Origin of the sequence: Micromonospora sp. NPDC048935, from assembly GCF_043197875.1 — a bacterium.
Classification (GTDB): domain Bacteria; phylum Actinomycetota; class Actinomycetes; order Mycobacteriales; family Micromonosporaceae; genus Micromonospora.
Genome location: NZ_JBICTZ010000003.1, coordinates 1 through 18,263, shown reverse-complemented (window position 1 = coordinate 18,263; position 18,263 = coordinate 1). Strand labels below are relative to the sequence as shown.

Genomic DNA, 18,263 nt, shown 5'->3' with positions numbered 1-18,263 from the left:
CTCAATATGTTCGCTATCATCGGCGGCTGCGTCGCCGATCGTCCACACTCTTACGGGGGTACGAGGTGATGGATCAGCCTGTTCCACCCGAACTGCACCATCCGCCCGGGCAGTCGCCTGTCGCGCTCGCGGGTGCCGAGGCGGACGCCGGCACCTGGCAGGGCATCCCGGGCCAGCCGGGGCCGTCCGGCGCACTCCGCCCGACCCCGCCCGCCCAGACCGGCCGCTCGGTCGCGCTGGTGCACGAGTGGTTCACCGCGACCGGCGGCGCGGAACAGGTCTTTCGGCAGCTCGCCGAGGTCTTCCCGAACGCCGAGCGTTTCGCCCTGTGGAGTGACGACGACGCGGACCCGCCACCACTGCGGGTGTCATGGCTGGCCCGGACGCCGCTGCGCGGCAACAAGGCGGTTGCCCTGCCGTTCATGCCGCTGGTCTGGCGGACCCTCACCCGCGACCACTTCGACGTGGTGATCTCCTCCAGTCACGCCTTCGCGCACACGGTCCGGCTCGGGAAACCCGACCACACCCGGCACCTCAGCTACGTCCACGCGCCCGCCCGCTATCTGTGGAACCCGAGCGTCGACGACCGGGCGTCCGGCCCGATGCTGGCTGTTCCCCGACGACTGATGCGGGCGCTCGACGTCGGGCTCAGTCACCACGTGCACAGCTACGCGGCCAACTCCGTCGAGGTGCGCGACCGGATCCAGCGGCACTGGGGGCGCGACGCCTGGGTGATCAACCCGCCGGTCGACGTGGACTTCTTCTCGGACGCCCCGGCCGCCGACCGGGCGCAACCCCGCGACTACCTGCTGGGCGTCGGGCGTTGGGTGCGCTACAAGAACTTCGACCTGATCATCGCGATCGCCGAGGAGGCCGGCCTTCCCCTGGTCATCGCCGGCTCCGGGCCCGAGGAGGCCCGACTGCGGCGCCTGGCGCACGATGCCAGTGTGCCGGTCACCATCGAGGTCCACCCGGACCGCTTCCGGCTGCGGCAGCTCTACTGGGGAGCCCGCGCCCTGCTCTTTCCGGTCCACGAGGACTTCGGCATCGTTCCGGTCGAGGCGCAGGCCTGTCGTACCCCGGTCGTCGGGCTGCGCCGTGGTGGGCTGCTGGAGACCGTCGTCGACGAGGAGACCGGTGTCCTGGTCGACTCGCTCGACCCCCGTGACCACGCGGCGGCGACCAGCCGACTCGACGAGCTGGACCCGGCGCGGATGCCCGTCCAGGCGGGGCGGTTCTCGACGCAGACCTTCGCCCGCCGGGTGACCGAGTGGGTCGATCATGAGTGTGACTGACCCGATGCGGGTGCTGCACGTCACCCACACCGCGCAACCCGGTGGAGCCGAGCTGGCCCTGGCCCGCCTGCTCGGTCAGCGACACCCCTGGCAGGCGTCCCTGTACGCCCCGCCCACCGGAGGTGCCTTCGACAAGCTTCCCGCCGAGGAGGTGGCGCAGGCGCGGGATCTGCCGACGCTGCCCACCGGCGGCACCCGAAGTCGCGCGCCGATGCTGGCGGCCCGCTACCTGACGGCACTGCGCGACGGCGCCCGGGTGCTGCGGCGCAGCCCGCTGTTCCAGCAGGCCGACCTGGTGCACGCCAACACCGCGGCCGCGGCGATCATCTGCGCGCTCGCCGACCGGGCCCGGAGCCGCCCGCTCGTGGTGCACCTGCGCGGCCCGTTGACCGTCGAGAGCCTCGGCCCGATCGGTCTGCACGCGTTCCGCGGGTTGGCCATGCGACGCGCCGACGGGCTCATCGCCAACTCCGGGTTCACCCTCGCCAGCGTCCCGCCGGGCCCGGCCCAGCGGACGGTGATCCAGAGCCCCAGCGGGATCTCCGAGCGGCTTCCGCACCCCGAGGTCGGGCCGCAGGTCAGGGCCATCGGGATGGTCGGCCGGCTTCAGCACTGGAAGGGCCAGCACATCTTCCTCCGCGCGTTCGCCGCCAGCCTGCGCGGCACCGACGTGCGCGCGTACCTCTGCGGTGCCCCGCTCTTCGGCGAGGAGGCCTACGAGACGCAGCTCCGGGAACTCGCCGCCACGCTGGGCATCGGCGAGCAGGTCACGTTTCTCGGGCACGTCGACGACATCAACGGGTTCCTCGACTCGATCGACATCCTGGTGCACTCGTCGCTGGGGCCCGAGCCACTGGGCCAGACCGTGCTCCAGGGGTTGGCGCGGGCGCTGCCGGTGGTGGCCACCGAGGGCGGTGGGCCGGGGGAGTGGATCCGCTCCGGCGTCAACGGCATGCTGGTCCCGCCCGGAGAGCCGGACGCGCTCGCCTCGGTGCTGCGTTCCCTGGTGGCCTCACAGCGGCTGCGGCAGGAGCTGGCGACCGGCGCCGCCGGCACCCCGGGCCTGCTGTCCGACGCGGACTGCGTCGATCGGCACGCCGGGTTCTTCGAGTCCGTCCGCCGCGCCCACCGGCCGGCCCCCGCGCGGGACGCCGCGTGAGCCCAACGGCACTACGGATCGCGTACGTCCAGGTCCGCCCATCCGGGCTCACCGAGACCTTCATTCCCGCCGAGATCGAGGCCGTGCGGGCGGCCGGGGCGAGGGTCGAGGTGTTCGTGGCCAACCCGGACGGCAACCGTCGGGCCGAGCCGCGCCGGGCCGCCGTCCACCTGCTCCGCCGTCCCACCGGGCTCCCGGCCGACCTGCGCCTGCTCGGGCTGCCGTCGCGGGCCGCCGGGGGGCGGGGGTTGGCGCGGGGCCTGCTGGCCAGCACCGCCGCCAGCGCCCTCGCGGACAGCGTCGCGCGTTTCGACCCGGACGTCGTGCACGCCCACTTCGTCAACGTGCCCACCGCGGTCGCCCTGCTGCTCGGGCGTCGACTCGGTCGGCCGGTGACGGCGACGGCGCACGCCGCCGACTTCCTGCTCGACCCGGACCCGGCTGCCCTGCGCCGGCGACTGGCCCGACTACGGCACCTCTTCGTCGTCTCCACGGCGACCGCCGGTCAACTCGCGGACCGGGGAGTGCCGATCGCGACGATTCCCCACCGGGTCGTCCGGGCCGGCGTCGACGCCCGGCTCCTGGCCGCGCCGCCGACGGTGCCCGCCCCCGCGCCGGGCACGCCGACGAGGATCGTCACCGTCGCCCGGCTGATCCCGAAGAAGGGGATCGACACCGCCGTCGACGCGGTGGCCCGGCTCGTCCAGGCCGGGCACGCCATCCGGTACGACATCTACGGCGACGGTCCACTGCGGCATCACCTGCGCCGTCAGGTCGACTCGGCGGGGCTTGCCGACGCCGTGGTGCTGCACGGCGCGGTGCCGCACTCGGTGGCCACGGCGGCACTCGCCGGCGCGCAGGTCGCCGCGCTGCCCTGCCGGCCCGCCCCGGACGGCGACCTGGACGGCATTCCGGTGTTCCTGATGGAGGCCGCCAGTCAGGGCGTCCCCGTCGTCACCACTGCCGTCTCGGGCATCCCCGAACTCGTCGGTCCGGACTGCGGTTGGCTCGTTCCCCCGAACGATCCGGCCGCCCTCGCCACCGCGATCCGGACGGTGGTCGCCGAGCGGGCCACGGCCCAGCGGCGTGCCCAGGCGCTGCTGCTCCGGCTCCGGTCGGAGTTCGCCCCGGCGGTGCAGGCCGACCGGCTGCTGTCGGTCTGGCGGGGCCTGGCCGGGTCGACTCCGACCCGACCGACCGCGCCGTCCGGAGGTGGGTACCGGTGACCCTCAGCGTCGTCTCGTCGTACCTGCCGATCCCGCTCGACCGGGGCGATCCCGTCCGGGTGTCGATGACGCTGCGGGCGCTGGCCCAGGTGCCGGACTGCACCCTGCTGGTGGTCCGCCGCCCGGACACCACGGCCGACCACGTGGAGCAGTTGCGCCGGATGCTGGACCCGATGCGCGTCCGTACCTTCGCGGCCACACCATTCCGCTACGACCGCCTGGGCCCGGCGGGCCGATACACGCAGGCCCTCGCGTACGGTCTGCCGCCCTGGATCCGGAGCCGTTACAGCGCCGAACTGCACGACGAGCTCCGGCGACGCGACGGTGCGGCGATAGCCCTCGGCGAGGCGGCCGGAGCCTACTTCCACGGGACCGGGCTGCGCTGGCACTGGGACAAGGCCAACGTGCTCGCCGCCAGCGTCCCGCAGGAGATCGAGGCGGCCGGCAACCTCGCGTACCGGCTGCGCGCCCGTTACCTGACCGCCGTCTCGACCCGCTTCGAGCGGCGGGCGCTGGCCGCCTGCGCGACGGTGTCGGTGACCAGCGACGACGAGGCGGATCGGCTGCGGCGACACCACGGCCGGGCAGCCACGTTCGTGCTGCCCAGCAGCGTCCCGCTCCCGTCCGGTCATCTGCCCCGGCCACGGGAGCGGGAGTTGGTCTGGCTGAGCAGCTTCGCGTACGCGCCGAACCTGACCGGCCTGCGGCGCTTCCTGGCCGAGGGCTGGCCGGCGCTGGCCCGGTCCGGTTACACCCTCACCCTCATCGGCTCGGGCCTGACCGCGCCGGTCCACGCCGAACTGGACCGGCACCCCGGGGTACGGGTGCGTGGCTACGTCGACGACCTGCGCGCCGCACTCGCCACCGCCCGCGCCGGTGTGGTGCCGGTGTGGAGTGGGGCCGGCGTCAAACTGAAGACCCTCACCCTGCTGGCCCACGCGGTTCCGGTCTTCACCACGGCGGTGGGCGCCGAGGGTGTGCCGGCGAGCCCCGCCGTCCGCATCGCCGCGGACCCACAGGCGATGGCCGCGGAACTCCTCGCGACCACCTCTGCCGCTCTCGACGCCATGGCCGCGGCGGCGACGCGGCTGGTGCAGCGGGAGTTCTCCGAGGACCGGTTCGCCGAGCGCCTCCGCACAGCGCTGCGCGACGATGGCTACCTCGCCGATCGCGGCGCCGCCGGCGCCGAACCCGCACGGTGATGGCCGTCCACCGGCTGGTCGCCTCCACCGCGGCCAACCTCCTGATCCCGGTCAGCGGACTGCTCGTCAGCCCCTTCCTCTCCCGTGAACTCGGGCCGGAGGGGCGAGGGCTCTACGCCGCGCTCACCCTGCCGATCGTGATCTGCGGCTGGCTGGGGACCTACGGTCTCCAGGACGCGCTGACCTTCCACCTCCGCCAGCGCCGGCTGTCCCGACGGGACGCCGCCCGGGTCAGCCTGGTGGCAGCCCTGCCACTCGGTCTGGTCGCCGTGCTGCTGCTCGGCGTGTTGGGCTTCCTCGTCTTCGACCGGGCGGAGGTCGACCGTCAGCAGTTCCTGGTGCTCGCGCTACTCGCGCCACTGCACATCCTGACGAACCTCGTCATCGGAGCCCTCACCGGTGCCTCGGACCTCAACGGCGTCAACCTGATGAAGGTCGTGCCGGCGGCGCTGCGGACGATCCTGCTGGTCATCGCCTGTGTGACGGTCGACCTGAGCGCCTTCTGGGCCGCCGCGCTCTTCCTGACCGCGACGGCCAGCGGAGTGCTCGTCGGGCTGCCCCGGCTCCGCCGCCGCGCAGGGCCACCGAGTCGCACCGCACCCGCCGACCCGGCTATACCCGCCGAGCCGGCCGGACCCGCCGAGCCGGCCGACCGGGCCGCACCGATCCCTGTCCGCTCACTGATCCGGTACTCGCTCACCTGCCTGCCAGGGGTGCTCGCCGCGACCTCCAGCGCCCGGCTCGACCAGGTCATCGGCCTACCCCTGCTCGGCGCACGCGAACTCGGCTTCTACGCGGTGGCGGTCAGCGTGGCGGAACTGCCGACCGTCGTCGCGACGGCGGCCCGGACCGTCCTGATGGGCGGGGCGGGCGGCGACGACCACGAATCCGTGCTGCGGGTGGCCCGGGTCGCCGTGCCGGTGGCGGTGCTCGGGTGCGCGGTCCTCGCCGCGAGCGCGGGTCTGCTGGTGCCCCGGTTCTTCGGCGCCGCATTCGCCCCCGCCACGCTGCCCACCGTCATCCTCTGCGCGGCCACCGTCGTGTTCACCTGCGTGCAGATCTTCAGCGCCCTGCTGCTCGTCAACGACAGGGCGGCCCGATCGTCGGTCGCCCTCGTCGTCGGCTCACTCACCGGCGTACTGCTGCTGGTCGTGCTGGCCCCGCAGGGCGCGGTCGGCGCGGCCCTCGCGAGCCTGATCGGGTACGCCGTGGCGGCCGGCATCGCCGCCCGGTCGGTGCGCAGGCTGCCGGAGGTGCCGTCCCTACGGGCGGTGACCGTGCCGTACGCCGCGGATCTTCGTCACCTGCACGCCTGGCTCAGGCGGCGGTGGCGGGCTCGCCGGGCCGGTCCTCCCGAGGCAGGGGATGCTGCCCAAGCACAGTCAGCAGGCACAGGCGGGGGAGTCCGATGAGTGCGTTGTCCGGCGGCCAGACGAAGGGTGCCCTCCTTCGGGCCGGCAAACTGATCCGCGCCGACCCGGGCAGCGCCGAGTGGGTCGGCACCGCGGGCGTCGTCGCCCTGCTGATCCTCGCCTGGATGAGGGTGACCATCCCCCCGACCGTCCAGATCCTGCAGAACGGGCGGCCGGCCTTCAACTCCGCCGTGGAGTCGATGCCGCTGGCCGGTCGCATCCTGGGAGACGTCACCACCGCGGCGTTCATCGGCCTGGCCCTCCTCCTCACCGCGTACGGGCTGCGGCACCGACGCCCGGATCGCCTGTGGGCGCTCCTCGTGGTCCTCGCCCCGCTGGCAGCCATCCACCTCGCCGGGCTGCTGAACGGGCAACCCCCCGGCCCGGTGTCCCTGGCCCTCCCGATCGCCGTCGTCGCCATCTGGGTGCTCCGACCCGGGGCGCGGGCACTGGCCACCATCGGTGTGCTCGGGGCGGCAACCGCTGTCGTCGCGATGCTGCTGGCGGCCGGGTGGCCCGACCTGGGGCTGCTCACCGGAGCCGACGCGGGAAACAAGGGCTGGGCGATCGGCGGGTTGCTCGCCGGCCCGTACGCACACTCGAACGTACTCGGGATCATCCTCGCCCTCAGCCTGCCGTTCGCGTTCGGCATCCGGCACACGACGTCGCGTCGGGTCACGCTGACACTGATCCTTGTCGCGCTGCTCTGGACCGGCTCCCGGACCAGCCAACTCGCCGCCATCGTCGTCCTGCTGACCTGGGGGCTGCTGCGCTGGCGCACCGCTGGACAGGCCGACCGGCTCGAACGGGGCCGCGGCCGGCAACTGTCGATGCTGATCGGCATCCCGCTTGTCGTCGCGCTCGGTCTGACCATCTTCAGTCCACTGCTCACGACCGACCCGGCGGGCTTCACCAACCGGGGCCGGACGTGGCGGGCCCTGCTGAGCCGATGGGCGGAGCGGCCACTGACCGGCCACGGCCCGGAATACTTCGAGCGGCAGCCGGACCTGGCCGCGGCACTCGGCGGCCGCTACACCCACGGGCACAACGTGCTCGTACACCTGCTCGCCGTCGGCGGCCTGCTCGCCGTCGTGCTGTTCACGGTGCTGCTGTGCCAGGTCTGGCGGCGGTCGATGCTCCTTGCCGGTGCCGGCAGTCCGGGCCCGGCGCTGTTCCTGATCGCGCTGCTCTGGGTCTCCTGGCTGGAGGCATCGCACCTGGCCGTCACCCTCGCCGGGTATCTGACCTGGCTGCCGCTCGCTTTGATCGCGCGAGCCGGGCTGCCCAGCCCCGCACCCGAACAGACGACCAGGTCAGAAGATCAGGACGTCCCGTAGGTAATTGGCGACCCGGCGAAGCTGGTTGGCGCCACCGACCGGTGCCGTCATCCGCAGCACCAACTGTTTGTCGATGTCGCCGCTGTCACTGCGCCAGTACGCGACCACCACCAGGCCGTACCGCTGCTCACCGTCGACGGTGAGGCTGCTGGTCTCGGCGTACGCGGAGGAGGGGCCACTGCGCACCCACTGCAACCCCCAGGCCTCCTCAGCGGTACGCATCGCGGTCTGGCGTGGCCCGTCGCAGGGCGCCGGGCAGTCGCGCACGACCAACTCGCCGCCGAGTTCGGCTTCGCTGCCCGCCGGCGCGCCGCACTGATATTTGCTGAGCCCCTCGGCCCGCTCCACGGAGGTGCACTGCCAGCTCGGCGGCACCTTGATCGGAAACGGCAGACCGTCCAACTCGTTGAGGGTGAGAATCCGGTCGGTGGCGGCGAACCGCACCCACAGGGCAGGCCACTCGCCCTGAGCTGGCGGTTCGAGCCCGGGGCTCAGCGGCGCGGAGGCGGGGGCCGGTGCGGGCAGGCCCGACGGGCCCGCCGTGGGCTGCGGTTTTGGCGGATCCGTGCCCGGGTCGAGCAGCAGGACCAGACCACCACCGGCGACGAGACCGAGGACCAGACCGATGACCGGCAGCGCCCACCGGCCGGCGCGGGATTGCTTCGGGGCCGACGTCGCCGCCGGCTCCGGCTCTGGCTCCGGCTCTGGTTCCGGGGTGGCGGGAGCCGGGCGAGGCCGGGTGTCCTGCGGTCGCGACGGGACCGCCCACACCGGCATCGGAGCCTGCTCCGTCGGTGTCGGTGTCGTCGGCGTTGGTGTCGTCGGCTCGACGGCCGGCGGTCGGTCGTCCGTCGACGTCGTCTGCTGGGCGCGCGGAGCCGGCGCCTGCTCGGCCGGGGGCCGCCGGTCCGCCGGTGGCGTCTGCGTGGCCTCGGCCGGTGGCGTGTGTACGGCCTCGGTTCGTGGCGTGTGTGTGGCCTCGGCTGGTGGCGTGTGTACGGCCTCGGTTCGTGGCGTGTGTACGGCCTCGGCCGGGGGCGTCTGCTCGGCCCGCGGCGTCTGGCGCGGCGGCACCGGTGTCGTCGGGGTGCGCTCCGGTGTGGCGGGTGGATCGTCCGGCTCGGCCGGATCCGGCTGGTAGGTCATCCCGAGTGCGGCGAAGGTGCGTTCGGCCGTCGGAAGGAGGTCTTTCGGGTACGCGACCCAGGGGGTGGCGGCGAAGAAGTCCGCGCCGACCCACAGCGGACTGCCCGCCTCCGAGTGAGCGATCGCGTGGGTGGTGGCCGCGAAGGCGTCCCGCCACCGAGACTCGCCGGCGATGCCGACGTCCAGCACCACCACCACGAGAGATTGCTGCCCACCGTCCACGGCGGACCAGATGCTGCCAATCTGGCAGACGCCCAGTCTCCGGATCCGTTGGTACGGACCAATTGGCTGCATGTGCGACCTCTTCCGCTTGCCCACGTGATGATATCCATGCCGACCCATCCGGTCCGGCCCGGCATAGTCCCGGAGCCGAGGAAGTCCTGCCTGGATGACGACAGTCCGCGAGCAGGCCCGCCGCGACGACCACCCCGGGGCATTCGGCACCGGCGGTAGCCTCGGCCGGTGAGCTGGCTACCCGACGACTTCGTCCACCCCGTCCGTGTCTCCGTACCCACCACCACGCTGCACCTGCGGCCGATCCGGGAGGCGGACACCGCGCTCGACTACCCGGCCGTGATGGGCTCCCGGGAACGACTGTGGGAGATCTTCGGCCCGGCGTGGGCGTGGCCCCCGGCGACGATGACCTCCGAAGAGGACCGCGTCGACCTGCTGCGGCACGAGAGGGAGATCGCCGCACACCAGTCGTTCAACTACGCGCTGTTGGATGAGAACGAGACGGCGTTGCTCGGCTGTGTCTACGTCGACCCGCCCGAACGCATCGGCTCGGACGCCGAGATCTCCTGGTGGGTGGTGAACGACCTCGTCGGTGGCGAGGCGGAACGCGCGCTCGACGCGCTGGTGCCCCGGTGGATCGCCGCCGACTGGCCCTTCCGGCAGCCCCGCTATCCGGGCCGCGACATCACCTGGCAGGAGTGGCTCGCGCTACCGCGCCCGTCATGACACGTGCGAGCCGGTTCCTCGGGGACGCGACCCGCGCCGAGGACGGGAAGGCTCGGCCCGGGCTCGCGATCATGCGTTCACCTGGGCCTTCGTGCGTGGAGCGGGCGACGGGAATCGAACCCGCGTAGTCAGTTTGGAAGACTGAAGCTCTACCATTGAGCTACGCCCGCGTGCACCCCGCCGAAACAGGGCGCGCGGACAGCGTACCCAATGCTGTTGTCGCCCGCGCAGCCACGCCACCGCCCGGCGGCACCGCGTTGCCCGCGCGTCGCGCCTACACCCGGCGAAGATCCACTCGACATTCGGAAAGTCGCGGTCTCCGCGCGCCCGGGACGCCGCGACTTCCGGAAAGTCGAGTGGATCTCGACCCGCGAGGCCCGCGACCCGCGAGGCCCGCGACCCGCGAGGCCCGCGACCCGCGAGGCCCGCGACCCGCGAGGCCCGCGACCCGCGAGGCCCGCGACCCGCGAGGTCCGCGGCCCGCGAGGCCCGCGAGGCCCCTGAGGCTCGTGAGGCCGCCCGAGGGGGCCGGGGCGGACGGGTCGGCGGACTTTTGGGGTATTTCGGGGGAAGTGTCCGAGTGGTGGGTGCCCCGGCACCGCCTGAGTAGCGCCGACGGCATAGACTGCACGTCGCCACGGGGTGTGGCGCAGCTTGGTAGCGCACTCGCTTTGGGAGCGAGGGGCCGTGGGTTCAAATCCCGCCACCCCGACTGTCGTCCGCGGCCGGGCCGCCCCGGGTGCCGCACACTGCGGTTCCCGGGCGCTGCCGGAGCGTCAGGCCGGCTCGCCTACACTCGATGGGCTGAATCACGCCCAGACTCAACTGAGATCCGTCAAGGAGTACGCCTGTGAAGAGCACCGTCGAGACTCTGAGCCCGACGCGCGTGCGGCTCGCCATCGAGGTGCCGTTCGTCGAGCTCGAGCCGAGCCTCAAGAAGGCGTACCGGGAGATCGGTTCGCAGGTCCAGGTCCCGGGCTTCCGCCGGGGCAAGGTGCCGACCGCGGTCATCGACCAGCGGGTGGGCCGGGGCACCGTCCTCAACGAGGCGGTGCAGGAGGCCATCCCGGAGAACATCCTCGCCGCCGTGCGCGAGCACGACCTCAAGACGCTCGGGCGCCCAGAGGTCGAGATCACCGAGTTCAACGACGGTGACTCGCTCAACTTCACCGCCGAGGTCGACGTCCGTCCGGAGATCACCATCCCGGACGCGTCCTCCATCGAGGTGACCGTCGACGAGCTGCAGATCGACGAGAGCGAGATCGACGAGCAGGTCAAGAACCTGCGGGAGCGTTTCGCGACCCTCAAGACCGTCGAGCGGGCCGCGGCCGAGGGTGACTACGTCCAGATCGACCTGAACGCCACCGTCGACGGCGAGGACGTGCCGGGCGGCCAGGCGAGCAACATCTCCCACGAGGTGGGCAGCAAGCAGCTCCTGCCCGGCCTCGACGAGGCCGTCGTCGGCCTCGCCGCCGGCGAGGACACCACCTTCACCACCCAGCTGGTCGGCGGCGACTTCGCCGGTCGGGACGCCGAGGTGGCGGTGACCGTGCGCACGGTCAAGGAGAAGGAGCTGCCCGAGCTGAACGACGAGTTCGCCCAGATGGCGAGCGAGTTCGACACGATCGAGGAGCTGCGCGGCGACCTGCGTGGCCGGGTCACCCAGGGCAAGCAGGTCGAGCAGATCTACGCCGCTCGGGACAAGGCGCTGGCCCAGCTGGTCGAGGCCGCCGACATCCCGGCGCCGGAGGGTGTCGTCCGCGAGGAGGTCGAGAGCCGCAAGCAGGCGATGGTCGACCAGCTGGAGCGGATCGGCGCCTCCATGGAGGAATACCTCGCGGCGGAGGACAAGACCGAGGAGCAGATCGACGCCGAGCTGACCGAGGCGGCGACCGAGGGCGTCAAGGTCCAGCTCCTGCTGGACACGCTTGCCGACGCGGAGGACGTGCAGGTCTCCGACGACGAGTTCGGGCACGAGATCGTGCACCGGGCGCAGCGCGCCGGGATGGCTCCCCAGCAGTACTACGACCAGCTGGTGCGCTCCGGCGCGGCCGCCGCGGTCTTCGGCGACGTGCGGCGGGGCAAGGCGCTCGCCGCCGTCATGGAGCGGATCACGATCAAGGACTCGGCCGGCAACGAGGTCACCCTCGACGCGCTGCGTGCCGCCAACGAGGCGGAGCACAACCACGACCACTGATCGTCGGGTGCGGCCGCCGTCCGCCGCTGTGCGGTGGACGGCGGCCGTTTCCCTTTGCGGGTGAGCCCGGGCAGCAAACACTGCCGGGGTACGCCCGAAAGCCCGCGCCGCGGGTACCCCGACACTGCTGCGCTGAGAGCGAACAGTGCCCCGACCGGGACTCTGCCGCCCCGCACAGCGGTTAGTGTCGGGAAAGACGGTACGGAGAGCGAAGGGCTGCCATGACCGACATGCACATCCCCAAGAAGTCGCTCCGGGCGATTGACGCGCGCGGTGGCGACTCCATTGGCAACCTCGACGACTCGGTCTACAACCGGTTGCTCAAGGAACGCATCATCTTCCTGGGCAGTGAGGTGACCGACCAGGTCGCCAACCGCATCTGCGCGCAGCTGCTGCTGCTCGCCGCGGAGGACCCGGACCGCGACATCAACCTGTGGATCAACTCGCCGGGTGGCTCGGTCTACTCCGGCATGGCGATCTACGACACCATGCAGTTCATCGACAACGACGTGTCGACCGTGGCGATGGGCATGGCTGCCTCGATGGGCCAGCTGCTGCTCTGCGCGGGCACCAAGGGCAAGCGGTACGCCCTGCCCCACGCCCGGATCATGATGCACCAGCCGTCCGGTGGTCTGGGCGGCACGGCGTCCGACATCGCCATCCAGGCGGAGCAGATGCTCTACACGAAGCGGATGTTCCAGGAGCGGGTCGCGCACCACACCGGCCAGAGCCAGTCGCAGATCGAGGCCGACTCGGACCGGGACCGTTGGTTCACCGCCCAGGAGGCCATGGACTACGGCTTCATCGACAAGGTGATCATCGGGGCCGCTCAGGTTCCGGATGGCGCCGGGACCCTGAGCTGAGGAGCTGACGATGACCGATCTGAGCCTGCCGCCCCAGTTCGCGGCCGTGCACAACCGCTATGTGCTGCCGTCGTTCGTCGAGCGCACGTCGTACGGGGTCAAGGAGTCCAACCCGTACAACAAGCTCTTCGAGGACCGGATCATCTTCCTCGGCGTCCAGGTGGACGACGCGTCGGCAAACGACGTGATGGCCCAGCTGCTGACGCTCGAGGGCACCGATCCGGACCGCGACATCATCATGTACATCAACTCGCCGGGCGGTTCGTTCACCGCCATGACGGCGATCTACGACACCATGCAGTACGTCCGTCCGGACATCCAGACGGTCTGCCTCGGGCAGGCCGCCAGCGCGGCGGCGGTCCTGCTGTCGGCGGGCACCGCGGGTAAGCGGATGGCCCTTCCGAACTCGCGGATCATCATCCACCAGCCGGCCACCGAGGGCGGCTACGGGCAGGGCTCGGACATCGAGATCCAGGCCCGGGAGATCCTGCGGATGCGGACGCAGTTGGAGGACATGCTGTCCCGCCACTGCAACCGCCCGATCGAGCAGGTTCGCAAGGACATCGACCGTGACAAGATCATGACGGCCGAGGAGTCCAAGGAGTACGGGCTGGTCGACACGATCCTGACCAGCCGCAAGAAGGGTCTGCTGGCGACCCACTCCGCCAGCTGAGCAGTACCGGGTCAGAGGTTGGCCGGGGCGTGGAGTTCCCGGCCGACCTCTGACACACCCGTTTTGGGGGTCGGAGAATGCCCCGCCAGCGGGTAACGTCGGGTCCGTACCGCTTCGTCGGTGGGTCCGATGGGGCGAACCAAGCCGGGCGGCGCGCAGCGTCCGCAGGTCAGGGCCGGGTCTCCGGCCGATGAGTGCAGGGAGAACGTAGGTGGCACGGATCGGTGACGGCGGCGACCTACTGAAATGCTCCTTCTGCGGCAAGTCGCAGAAGCAGGTCAAGAAGCTCATCGCGGGCCCAGGGGTCTACATCTGCGACGAGTGCATCGATCTCTGCAACGAGATCATCGAAGAGGAGCTGGCCGAGTCCGGCGAGGTGAAGTGGGAAGAGCTTCCCAAGCCGATGGAGATCTGCCAGTTCCTCGACAACTACGTCGTGGGGCAGGACCAGGCCAAGAAGGCGCTCGCGGTCGCGGTCTACAACCACTACAAGCGGATCCAGGCCGAGGCGGCCAACGCGCCCGGCTCCGGCAGTGACGCCGTCGAGCTGGCCAAGTCCAACATCCTGCTGCTCGGCCCGACGGGTTGCGGCAAGACCCACCTGGCGCAGACCCTCGCCCGGATGTTGAACGTGCCGTTCGCCATCGCCGACGCCACGGCACTGACCGAGGCGGGCTACGTCGGCGAGGACGTGGAAAATATCCTCCTCAAGCTGATCCAGGCCGCGGACTACGACATCAAGCGCGCCGAGACCGGCATCATCTACATCGACGAGGTCGACAAGATCGCCCGTAAGTCGGAGAATCCGTCGATCACGCGGGACGTCTCCGGCGAGGGGGTCCAGCAGGCCCTGCTCAAGATGCTGGAGGGCACGGTCGCCAACGTGCCGCCGCAGGGCGGCCGTAAGCACCCGCACCAGGAGTTCATCCAGATCGACACCACGAACGTGCTGTTCATCTGCGGTGGCGCCTTCGCCGGCCTCGACCAGATCATCGAGTCCCGCACCGGGCAGGGCGGCACCGGCTTCGGTGCCCGCCTCCGGTCGGTGTCGGAGCGGTCGACCGACGACATCTTCAGCCAGGTCATGCCGGAAGACATGCTCAAGTTCGGGTTGATTCCCGAGTTCGTGGGCCGGCTTCCGGTGATCACCAACGTGCGCAGCCTGGACCGCAGCGCCCTGGTGCGGATCCTCACCGAGCCGCGTAACGCCCTGGTCCGGCAATACCAGCGTCTGTTCGAGCTGGACGGGGTCGAGCTGGAGTTCGACGATCCGGCGCTCGAGGCGATCGCCGACCAGGCGATGCTGCGGGGCACCGGTGCCCGTGGCCTGCGGGCCATCATCGAGGAGGTGCTGCTCTCCGCGATGTACGAGGTGCCGAGCAACCCCGATGCCGCCCGGGTGTTGATCACCCGTGAGGTGGTCCTGGAAAACGTCAACCCGACGATCGTTCCGCGCGAGTTCACCGGGCGTCGTGCCCGGCGGGACCGCGAGGAGAAGTCGGCCTGATCCTCCCGACGTCACGCCGGCCGCTCAGGGCCCGTGTCGAAGCCCTTGGCTCGACCGAGGGCTTCGACCCCAGGCACTACTCCTGACGCGGCCGGCGTGATCGCGTCCGGCGATCCCATTCGCCCGACGGGGTGACGACCACCATCATCAGTCGGGCCGGCTCGTCGCCGTCGTTGCGATAGCCGTGCTCTCGGTCGGCGCGGATCTCGATGGTCTCGCCGGAGCGGACGGGATGGTCCTGCCCGTCGACCCGGACAATCACCGTGCCGTCCAGGATGTGCAGCACCTCACGGGTGCCGCGCGGGTGGTCGAGGGACCGGTGCGCCTCCCCGGGCACGAGTCGCCAGTCCCACAGCTCGACGAGGTCCGGCTCGCCCAACCCGCTCAACAGGTGGGCCGTGCCGCCGTGCTCGCCCTGCCAGAGCACCGGCGCCTCGTCCGCAGAGGTGATCTTCACGGCCCGTTCCTCGGTCGGTTCGAGGAGCTGGGCGATGTTGACGCCGAACGCGTCGGCGACCCGGCAGAGCGTGCCGACGCTCGGGTTGGTGCGCGCGCCCTCGATCTGCACGAGCATGCCCTTGCTCACCCCGGAGCGGCCGGCCAACTCGTCGAAGGACCAGCCTCGGCGGGCCCGTAGCTCGCGTACCTGTCGGGCCACCGCGGCGGTCACCGCGCCCACTCGATCCGATCCCGCCTCGGTCATTAAACTATCCTTCGCGGTCACTATTGTGGTACGACAGATGCATGCTACCCATTGTCCTGGCCGCGCTGTCCGCCGTCGCGTTCGGCACGGCCGACTTCTCCGGCGGTAAGGCGTCCCGGCAGGCCGACCCGATTGCCGTCACCGTGATCTCCCAACTGCTGAGTGTCCCGCTGCTCGCCGTTCTGGTGCTGGTCGTGCCCGGCACCCCGCACGTCGGCGACATCGGCTGGGGGATTCTCGCCGGGCTCGCCGGCGCGGGCGGTGTCGTGCTGCTCTATCGGGCTCTCGCCAGCGGGATGATGGTCGTGGTGGCGCCGGTCACCGCGATCACCGCCGCAGTGGTGCCGATCATCGCCGGCCTCTTCACCGCGTCCTTCCCGGGTGCCCTGGCGCTCACCGGTGCGGGCCTCGCGGTGCTGGCGATCGCCCTGGTCAGCCTGGGGGACAGCGGCGGCCGACGCGCCGTCCCGGCACGGCTGGTCGGGCTCGCCCTCGCCGCCGGGGCGCTGTTCGGCGTCTTCTACACCCTCCTCGGTCAGGCCGACGAGAGCGCCGGCATGTGGCCGGTGGCCGCGGTGCGGGCAAGCTCCATCGCGCTCGGCCTCGCGCTGGCCGTCGGCACCGGGGTGCGGCTGCGGCTCGGGCGACGGGTGCTGGGTTGGGCCGCGGTCGCCGGTCTGCTCGACAGTGGTGCCAACGCGCTCTTCCTGGCCGCCGCCGCCCGTGGTCACCTGAGCATCGTCGCTGCGGTCGCGGCGCTCTACCCGACCAGCACCGTGTTGCTGGCCCTGGCCGTCGACCGGGAGCGGCTGCGCGCGGTCCAGATCGCCGGGCTCGGCTTCGCCGCAGGTGCGCTGGTGCTGGCCAGCCTCTGACGCTGTCCGAGCGGCCCTTCCCGCCGTACCCTGTGCTCATGCGCGTCGCCGTCTGCCAGCTGAACGCCCGGGAAGACCGCAAGGCCAATCTGGCCGCCGCGGAGGTCCTGCTGGACCGCGCGGCCGCCGGCGGCGCGGACCTCGCCGTCCTGCCGGAGTACGTGGACTATCTCGGCCCGGCCACCGGGATGCCCGAGCCGGAGCCGGTGGACGGTGAGGTCGGCACGTTCTTCGGCGAGATCGCCCGGCGGCTCGGGATCTGGGTGGTGGCGGGCTCCTTCCACGAAGCCGGCCCGGACCCGGAGCACACCTGGAACACGTCGCTTGTCTTCGACCGCGCCGGCCACCTTGCCGCGAGCTACCGCAAGATCCATCTGTACGACGTGGAGATCCCCGGGCGGGTCTCCTACCGCGAGTCGGCGAGTGTCGCGCCGGGGGCCCAGCCGGTGGTGGTGGACATCGAGGGCCTGCGAGTCGGCCTGTCGATCTGCTACGACCTGCGCTTTCCGGAGCTGTACCGGCTGCTCGCCACCGATGGTGGCGCACACCTGCTGGTGGTCCCCGCGGCGTTCATGATGCACACCGGTCGAGATCACTGGGAGGTTCTGTTGCGAGCCCGCGCCATCGAGAACCAGTGCTTCGTGGCGGCGGCCGGCCAGACCGGCGATCACGACCCGGGTCGCACCTGCTTCGGACGCAGCATGGTGGTCGACCCCTGGGGGACGGTCCTCACCCAGTTGCCGGACGGCCCGGGGGTGTCCGTCGTCGACCTAGACCTCGACCGGCTCGCCGCGATCCGGGCCGAATTGCCCAGCCTGGCCAACCGGCGGCTCTGAGCCTCAGCCCTCGAGGAGGACGCCGATCACGGCGAACCCGGCGATGACCGCGGCGGTCACCAGCAGCGCGGTGGTCATTCGGGATTTGCCCCGTCGGGCCAGTCGTCCCACCGAGAGCACCAGCACGACGAGTACGACCGCACCGATCACCACCTGCCAGAACGGCAGTAGAAGGCCGAGTAGCGACTCCTCGGCGAGCACCCTGGTGCCGACCCCGGACTCATCCATGTCTGACACTCTGGCACGTCGAGACGACCCGCGTCGCCGGGTGCCGCCGGGCAGCCTTGTCTTCCGACCGATCCGAACCAGTGATGAACCCTGATTTGCCTTCTCCGGGCCGTCCGCGTAACTTTCTCTCTGCACGGGGGAGGCCGGACAAACCGGCCGAGAACGGGCGCCAGGCTCGTGGCGGAGACGCCGAGCGAGACTGAGGATCGGGCGGTGCGGAACACTCCGGATACGGGGTTGCGAACGCGAAGCCGACCGAGTAAGGTTTTGGAGCCGGCAGGAGCCGGGCGGAGAGCCGCGAAGCGGCGATCGGCCGGTCTGCGGCTTCCCACGACAGTAACGACCGCCGGATACGGCGTGCGTCATCGTGGGTCCGGACGAACCAGATTGATCGCCTCGAACATGAGGTTGACAATGAAAGTTCGACCAAGTAGGTTTGAGCGGTTGCCCCGAAACGGGTTCCACTGAGGTGGGGCTTTGAGTCGGTGTGTGGTTGTTCTTTGAGAACTCAACAGGGTGCTTGTAAAGCCAGTGCCAATTATGATTTATACCCCGGACTGGCCAGGCTTTGTGTCTGGTTGGTTGGGATTCCTTTGGCAACATTTGTTTGTTGTCGGGATAGCTGTTCAACTAATTTTTTGTTG

The 18,263-nt window shown here is 71.1% G+C and carries 16 protein-coding genes and 2 tRNA genes; 14 read left to right on the top strand and 4 right to left on the bottom strand.

Annotated elements, in window-relative coordinates:
* The first annotated feature begins 68 nt into the window (after positions 1–68).
* The 6 genes from ACGFIW_RS10685 to ACGFIW_RS10660 are packed head-to-tail and all read left to right on the top strand — an operon-like array spanning position 69 to position 7,631.
* Positions 69–1,295 carry a glycosyltransferase gene (locus tag ACGFIW_RS10685; RefSeq protein ID WP_393312839.1) on the top strand — a complete coding sequence of 409 codons (1,227 nt, stop codon included), beginning with the start codon at positions 69–71 and terminating at the stop codon, positions 1,293–1,295.
* Positions 1,282–2,454 (top strand): glycosyltransferase family 4 protein, encoded by a 1,173-nt coding sequence (locus ACGFIW_RS10680; RefSeq protein ID WP_393312837.1) that lies wholly within the window; start codon positions 1,282–1,284, stop codon positions 2,452–2,454. The genes ACGFIW_RS10685 and ACGFIW_RS10680 overlap by 14 nt, the downstream gene beginning before the upstream one ends.
* Entirely contained in the window at positions 2,451–3,680 is a 1,230-nt protein-coding gene (locus tag ACGFIW_RS10675; RefSeq protein WP_393312835.1) for a glycosyltransferase family 4 protein, read from the top strand. Before ACGFIW_RS10680 ends, ACGFIW_RS10675 begins: the two co-directional genes overlap by 4 nt.
* Positions 3,677–4,882 (top strand): glycosyltransferase, encoded by a 1,206-nt coding sequence (locus ACGFIW_RS10670; protein WP_393312833.1) that lies wholly within the window; start codon positions 3,677–3,679, stop codon positions 4,880–4,882. The genes ACGFIW_RS10675 and ACGFIW_RS10670 overlap by 4 nt, the downstream gene beginning before the upstream one ends.
* Positions 4,882–6,294: a lipopolysaccharide biosynthesis protein gene (locus ACGFIW_RS10665; RefSeq protein ID WP_393312831.1), complete on the top strand. Its 1,413-nt coding sequence runs from the start codon at positions 4,882–4,884 to the stop codon at positions 6,292–6,294. The genes ACGFIW_RS10670 and ACGFIW_RS10665 overlap by 1 nt, the downstream gene beginning before the upstream one ends.
* The gene (locus ACGFIW_RS10660; RefSeq protein ID WP_393312829.1) at positions 6,291–7,631 is read left to right on the top strand and encodes an O-antigen ligase family protein; all 1,341 of its coding nucleotides are present in this window, start codon (positions 6,291–6,293) and stop codon (positions 7,629–7,631) included. Before ACGFIW_RS10665 ends, ACGFIW_RS10660 begins: the two co-directional genes overlap by 4 nt.
* On the opposite strand, the gene ACGFIW_RS10655 is transcribed toward ACGFIW_RS10660, so the two are convergent.
* Positions 7,608–9,071, bottom strand: coding sequence for a hypothetical protein (locus ACGFIW_RS10655; protein WP_393312827.1), 1,464 nt, complete (start codon positions 9,069–9,071; stop codon positions 7,608–7,610). The genes ACGFIW_RS10660 and ACGFIW_RS10655 overlap by 24 nt on opposite strands.
* Before the next feature lie 168 nt (positions 9,072–9,239).
* On the opposite strand from ACGFIW_RS10655, the gene ACGFIW_RS10650 reads away from it, so the two are divergent.
* On the top strand, positions 9,240–9,737 hold the full coding sequence (locus ACGFIW_RS10650; protein ID WP_393312825.1) for a GNAT family N-acetyltransferase: 498 nt from the start codon (positions 9,240–9,242) through the stop codon (positions 9,735–9,737).
* 96 nt (positions 9,738–9,833) lie between these two features.
* On the opposite strand, the gene ACGFIW_RS10645 is transcribed toward ACGFIW_RS10650, so the two are convergent.
* Positions 9,834–9,907, bottom strand: a tRNA-Gly gene (locus ACGFIW_RS10645).
* Positions 9,908–10,375: 468 nt separating this feature from the next.
* Here ACGFIW_RS10645 and ACGFIW_RS10640 point away from each other — a divergent pair.
* The 5 genes from ACGFIW_RS10640 (at position 10,376) to clpX (ending at position 14,977) form a co-directional block, all read left to right on the top strand.
* Positions 10,376–10,449: transfer RNA gene (locus ACGFIW_RS10640), tRNA-Pro, on the top strand.
* Between the two features lie 138 nt (positions 10,450–10,587).
* Complete coding sequence (gene tig, locus ACGFIW_RS10635; protein WP_393312823.1) at positions 10,588–11,934, top strand: trigger factor; 1,347 nt, start codon at positions 10,588–10,590, stop codon at positions 11,932–11,934.
* 221 nt (positions 11,935–12,155) lie between these two features.
* A complete protein-coding gene (locus ACGFIW_RS10630) occupies positions 12,156–12,797 on the top strand; it encodes an ATP-dependent Clp protease proteolytic subunit (protein ID WP_007464111.1) in 642 nt (213 codons plus the stop codon).
* A 10-nt stretch (positions 12,798–12,807) separates the two neighbouring features.
* Positions 12,808–13,470, top strand: a complete 663-nt coding sequence (locus tag ACGFIW_RS10625) for an ATP-dependent Clp protease proteolytic subunit (protein ID WP_007464109.1) — start codon at positions 12,808–12,810, stop codon at positions 13,468–13,470.
* Between the two features lie 211 nt (positions 13,471–13,681).
* The gene (gene clpX / locus ACGFIW_RS10620) at positions 13,682–14,977 is read left to right on the top strand and encodes an ATP-dependent Clp protease ATP-binding subunit ClpX (RefSeq protein ID WP_357373406.1); all 1,296 of its coding nucleotides are present in this window, start codon (positions 13,682–13,684) and stop codon (positions 14,975–14,977) included.
* A 76-nt stretch (positions 14,978–15,053) separates the two neighbouring features.
* On the opposite strand, the gene ACGFIW_RS10615 is transcribed toward clpX, so the two are convergent.
* The gene (locus ACGFIW_RS10615) at positions 15,054–15,680 is read right to left on the bottom strand and encodes a helix-turn-helix domain-containing protein (protein ID WP_393312821.1); all 627 of its coding nucleotides are present in this window, start codon (positions 15,678–15,680) and stop codon (positions 15,054–15,056) included.
* Between the two features lie 41 nt (positions 15,681–15,721).
* On the opposite strand from ACGFIW_RS10615, the gene ACGFIW_RS10610 reads away from it, so the two are divergent.
* A complete protein-coding gene (locus ACGFIW_RS10610; protein WP_393312819.1) occupies positions 15,722–16,555 on the top strand; it encodes an EamA family transporter in 834 nt (277 codons plus the stop codon).
* 38 nt (positions 16,556–16,593) lie between these two features.
* Positions 16,594–17,391, top strand: a complete 798-nt coding sequence (locus tag ACGFIW_RS10605) for a carbon-nitrogen hydrolase family protein (protein WP_393312817.1) — start codon at positions 16,594–16,596, stop codon at positions 17,389–17,391.
* A 3-nt stretch (positions 17,392–17,394) separates the two neighbouring features.
* Here the strand turns inward: ACGFIW_RS10605 and ACGFIW_RS10600 are convergent, their stop codons facing one another.
* Positions 17,395–17,619: a hypothetical protein gene (locus ACGFIW_RS10600; RefSeq protein ID WP_393312815.1), complete on the bottom strand. Its 225-nt coding sequence runs from the start codon at positions 17,617–17,619 to the stop codon at positions 17,395–17,397.
* Between the last annotated feature and the right edge of the window lie 644 nt (positions 17,620–18,263).

Bases quoted from the DNA above. Each gene is read 5' to 3' on its own strand.
- ACGFIW_RS10685 (WP_393312839.1), top strand. From the start codon at position 69: ATGGATCAGCCTGTTCCACCCGAACTGCACCATCCGCCCGGGCAGTCG.
- ACGFIW_RS10680 (WP_393312837.1), top strand. From the start codon at position 1,282: ATGAGTGTGACTGACCCGATGCGGGTGCTGCACGTCACCCACACCGCG.
- ACGFIW_RS10665 (WP_393312831.1), top strand. From the start codon at position 4,882: ATGGCCGTCCACCGGCTGGTCGCCTCCACCGCGGCCAACCTCCTGATC.
- ACGFIW_RS10660 (WP_393312829.1), top strand. From the start codon at position 6,291: ATGAGTGCGTTGTCCGGCGGCCAGACGAAGGGTGCCCTCCTTCGGGCC.
- ACGFIW_RS10655 (WP_393312827.1), bottom strand. From the start codon at position 9,071: ATGCAGCCAATTGGTCCGTACCAACGGATCCGGAGACTGGGCGTCTGC.
- ACGFIW_RS10630 (WP_007464111.1), top strand. From the start codon at position 12,156: ATGACCGACATGCACATCCCCAAGAAGTCGCTCCGGGCGATTGACGCG.
- ACGFIW_RS10625 (WP_007464109.1), top strand. From the start codon at position 12,808: ATGACCGATCTGAGCCTGCCGCCCCAGTTCGCGGCCGTGCACAACCGC.
- ACGFIW_RS10615 (WP_393312821.1), bottom strand. From the start codon at position 15,680: ATGACCGAGGCGGGATCGGATCGAGTGGGCGCGGTGACCGCCGCGGTG.
- ACGFIW_RS10610 (WP_393312819.1), top strand. From the start codon at position 15,722: ATGCTACCCATTGTCCTGGCCGCGCTGTCCGCCGTCGCGTTCGGCACG.
- ACGFIW_RS10605 (WP_393312817.1), top strand. From the start codon at position 16,594: ATGCGCGTCGCCGTCTGCCAGCTGAACGCCCGGGAAGACCGCAAGGCC.
- ACGFIW_RS10600 (WP_393312815.1), bottom strand. From the start codon at position 17,619: ATGGATGAGTCCGGGGTCGGCACCAGGGTGCTCGCCGAGGAGTCGCTA.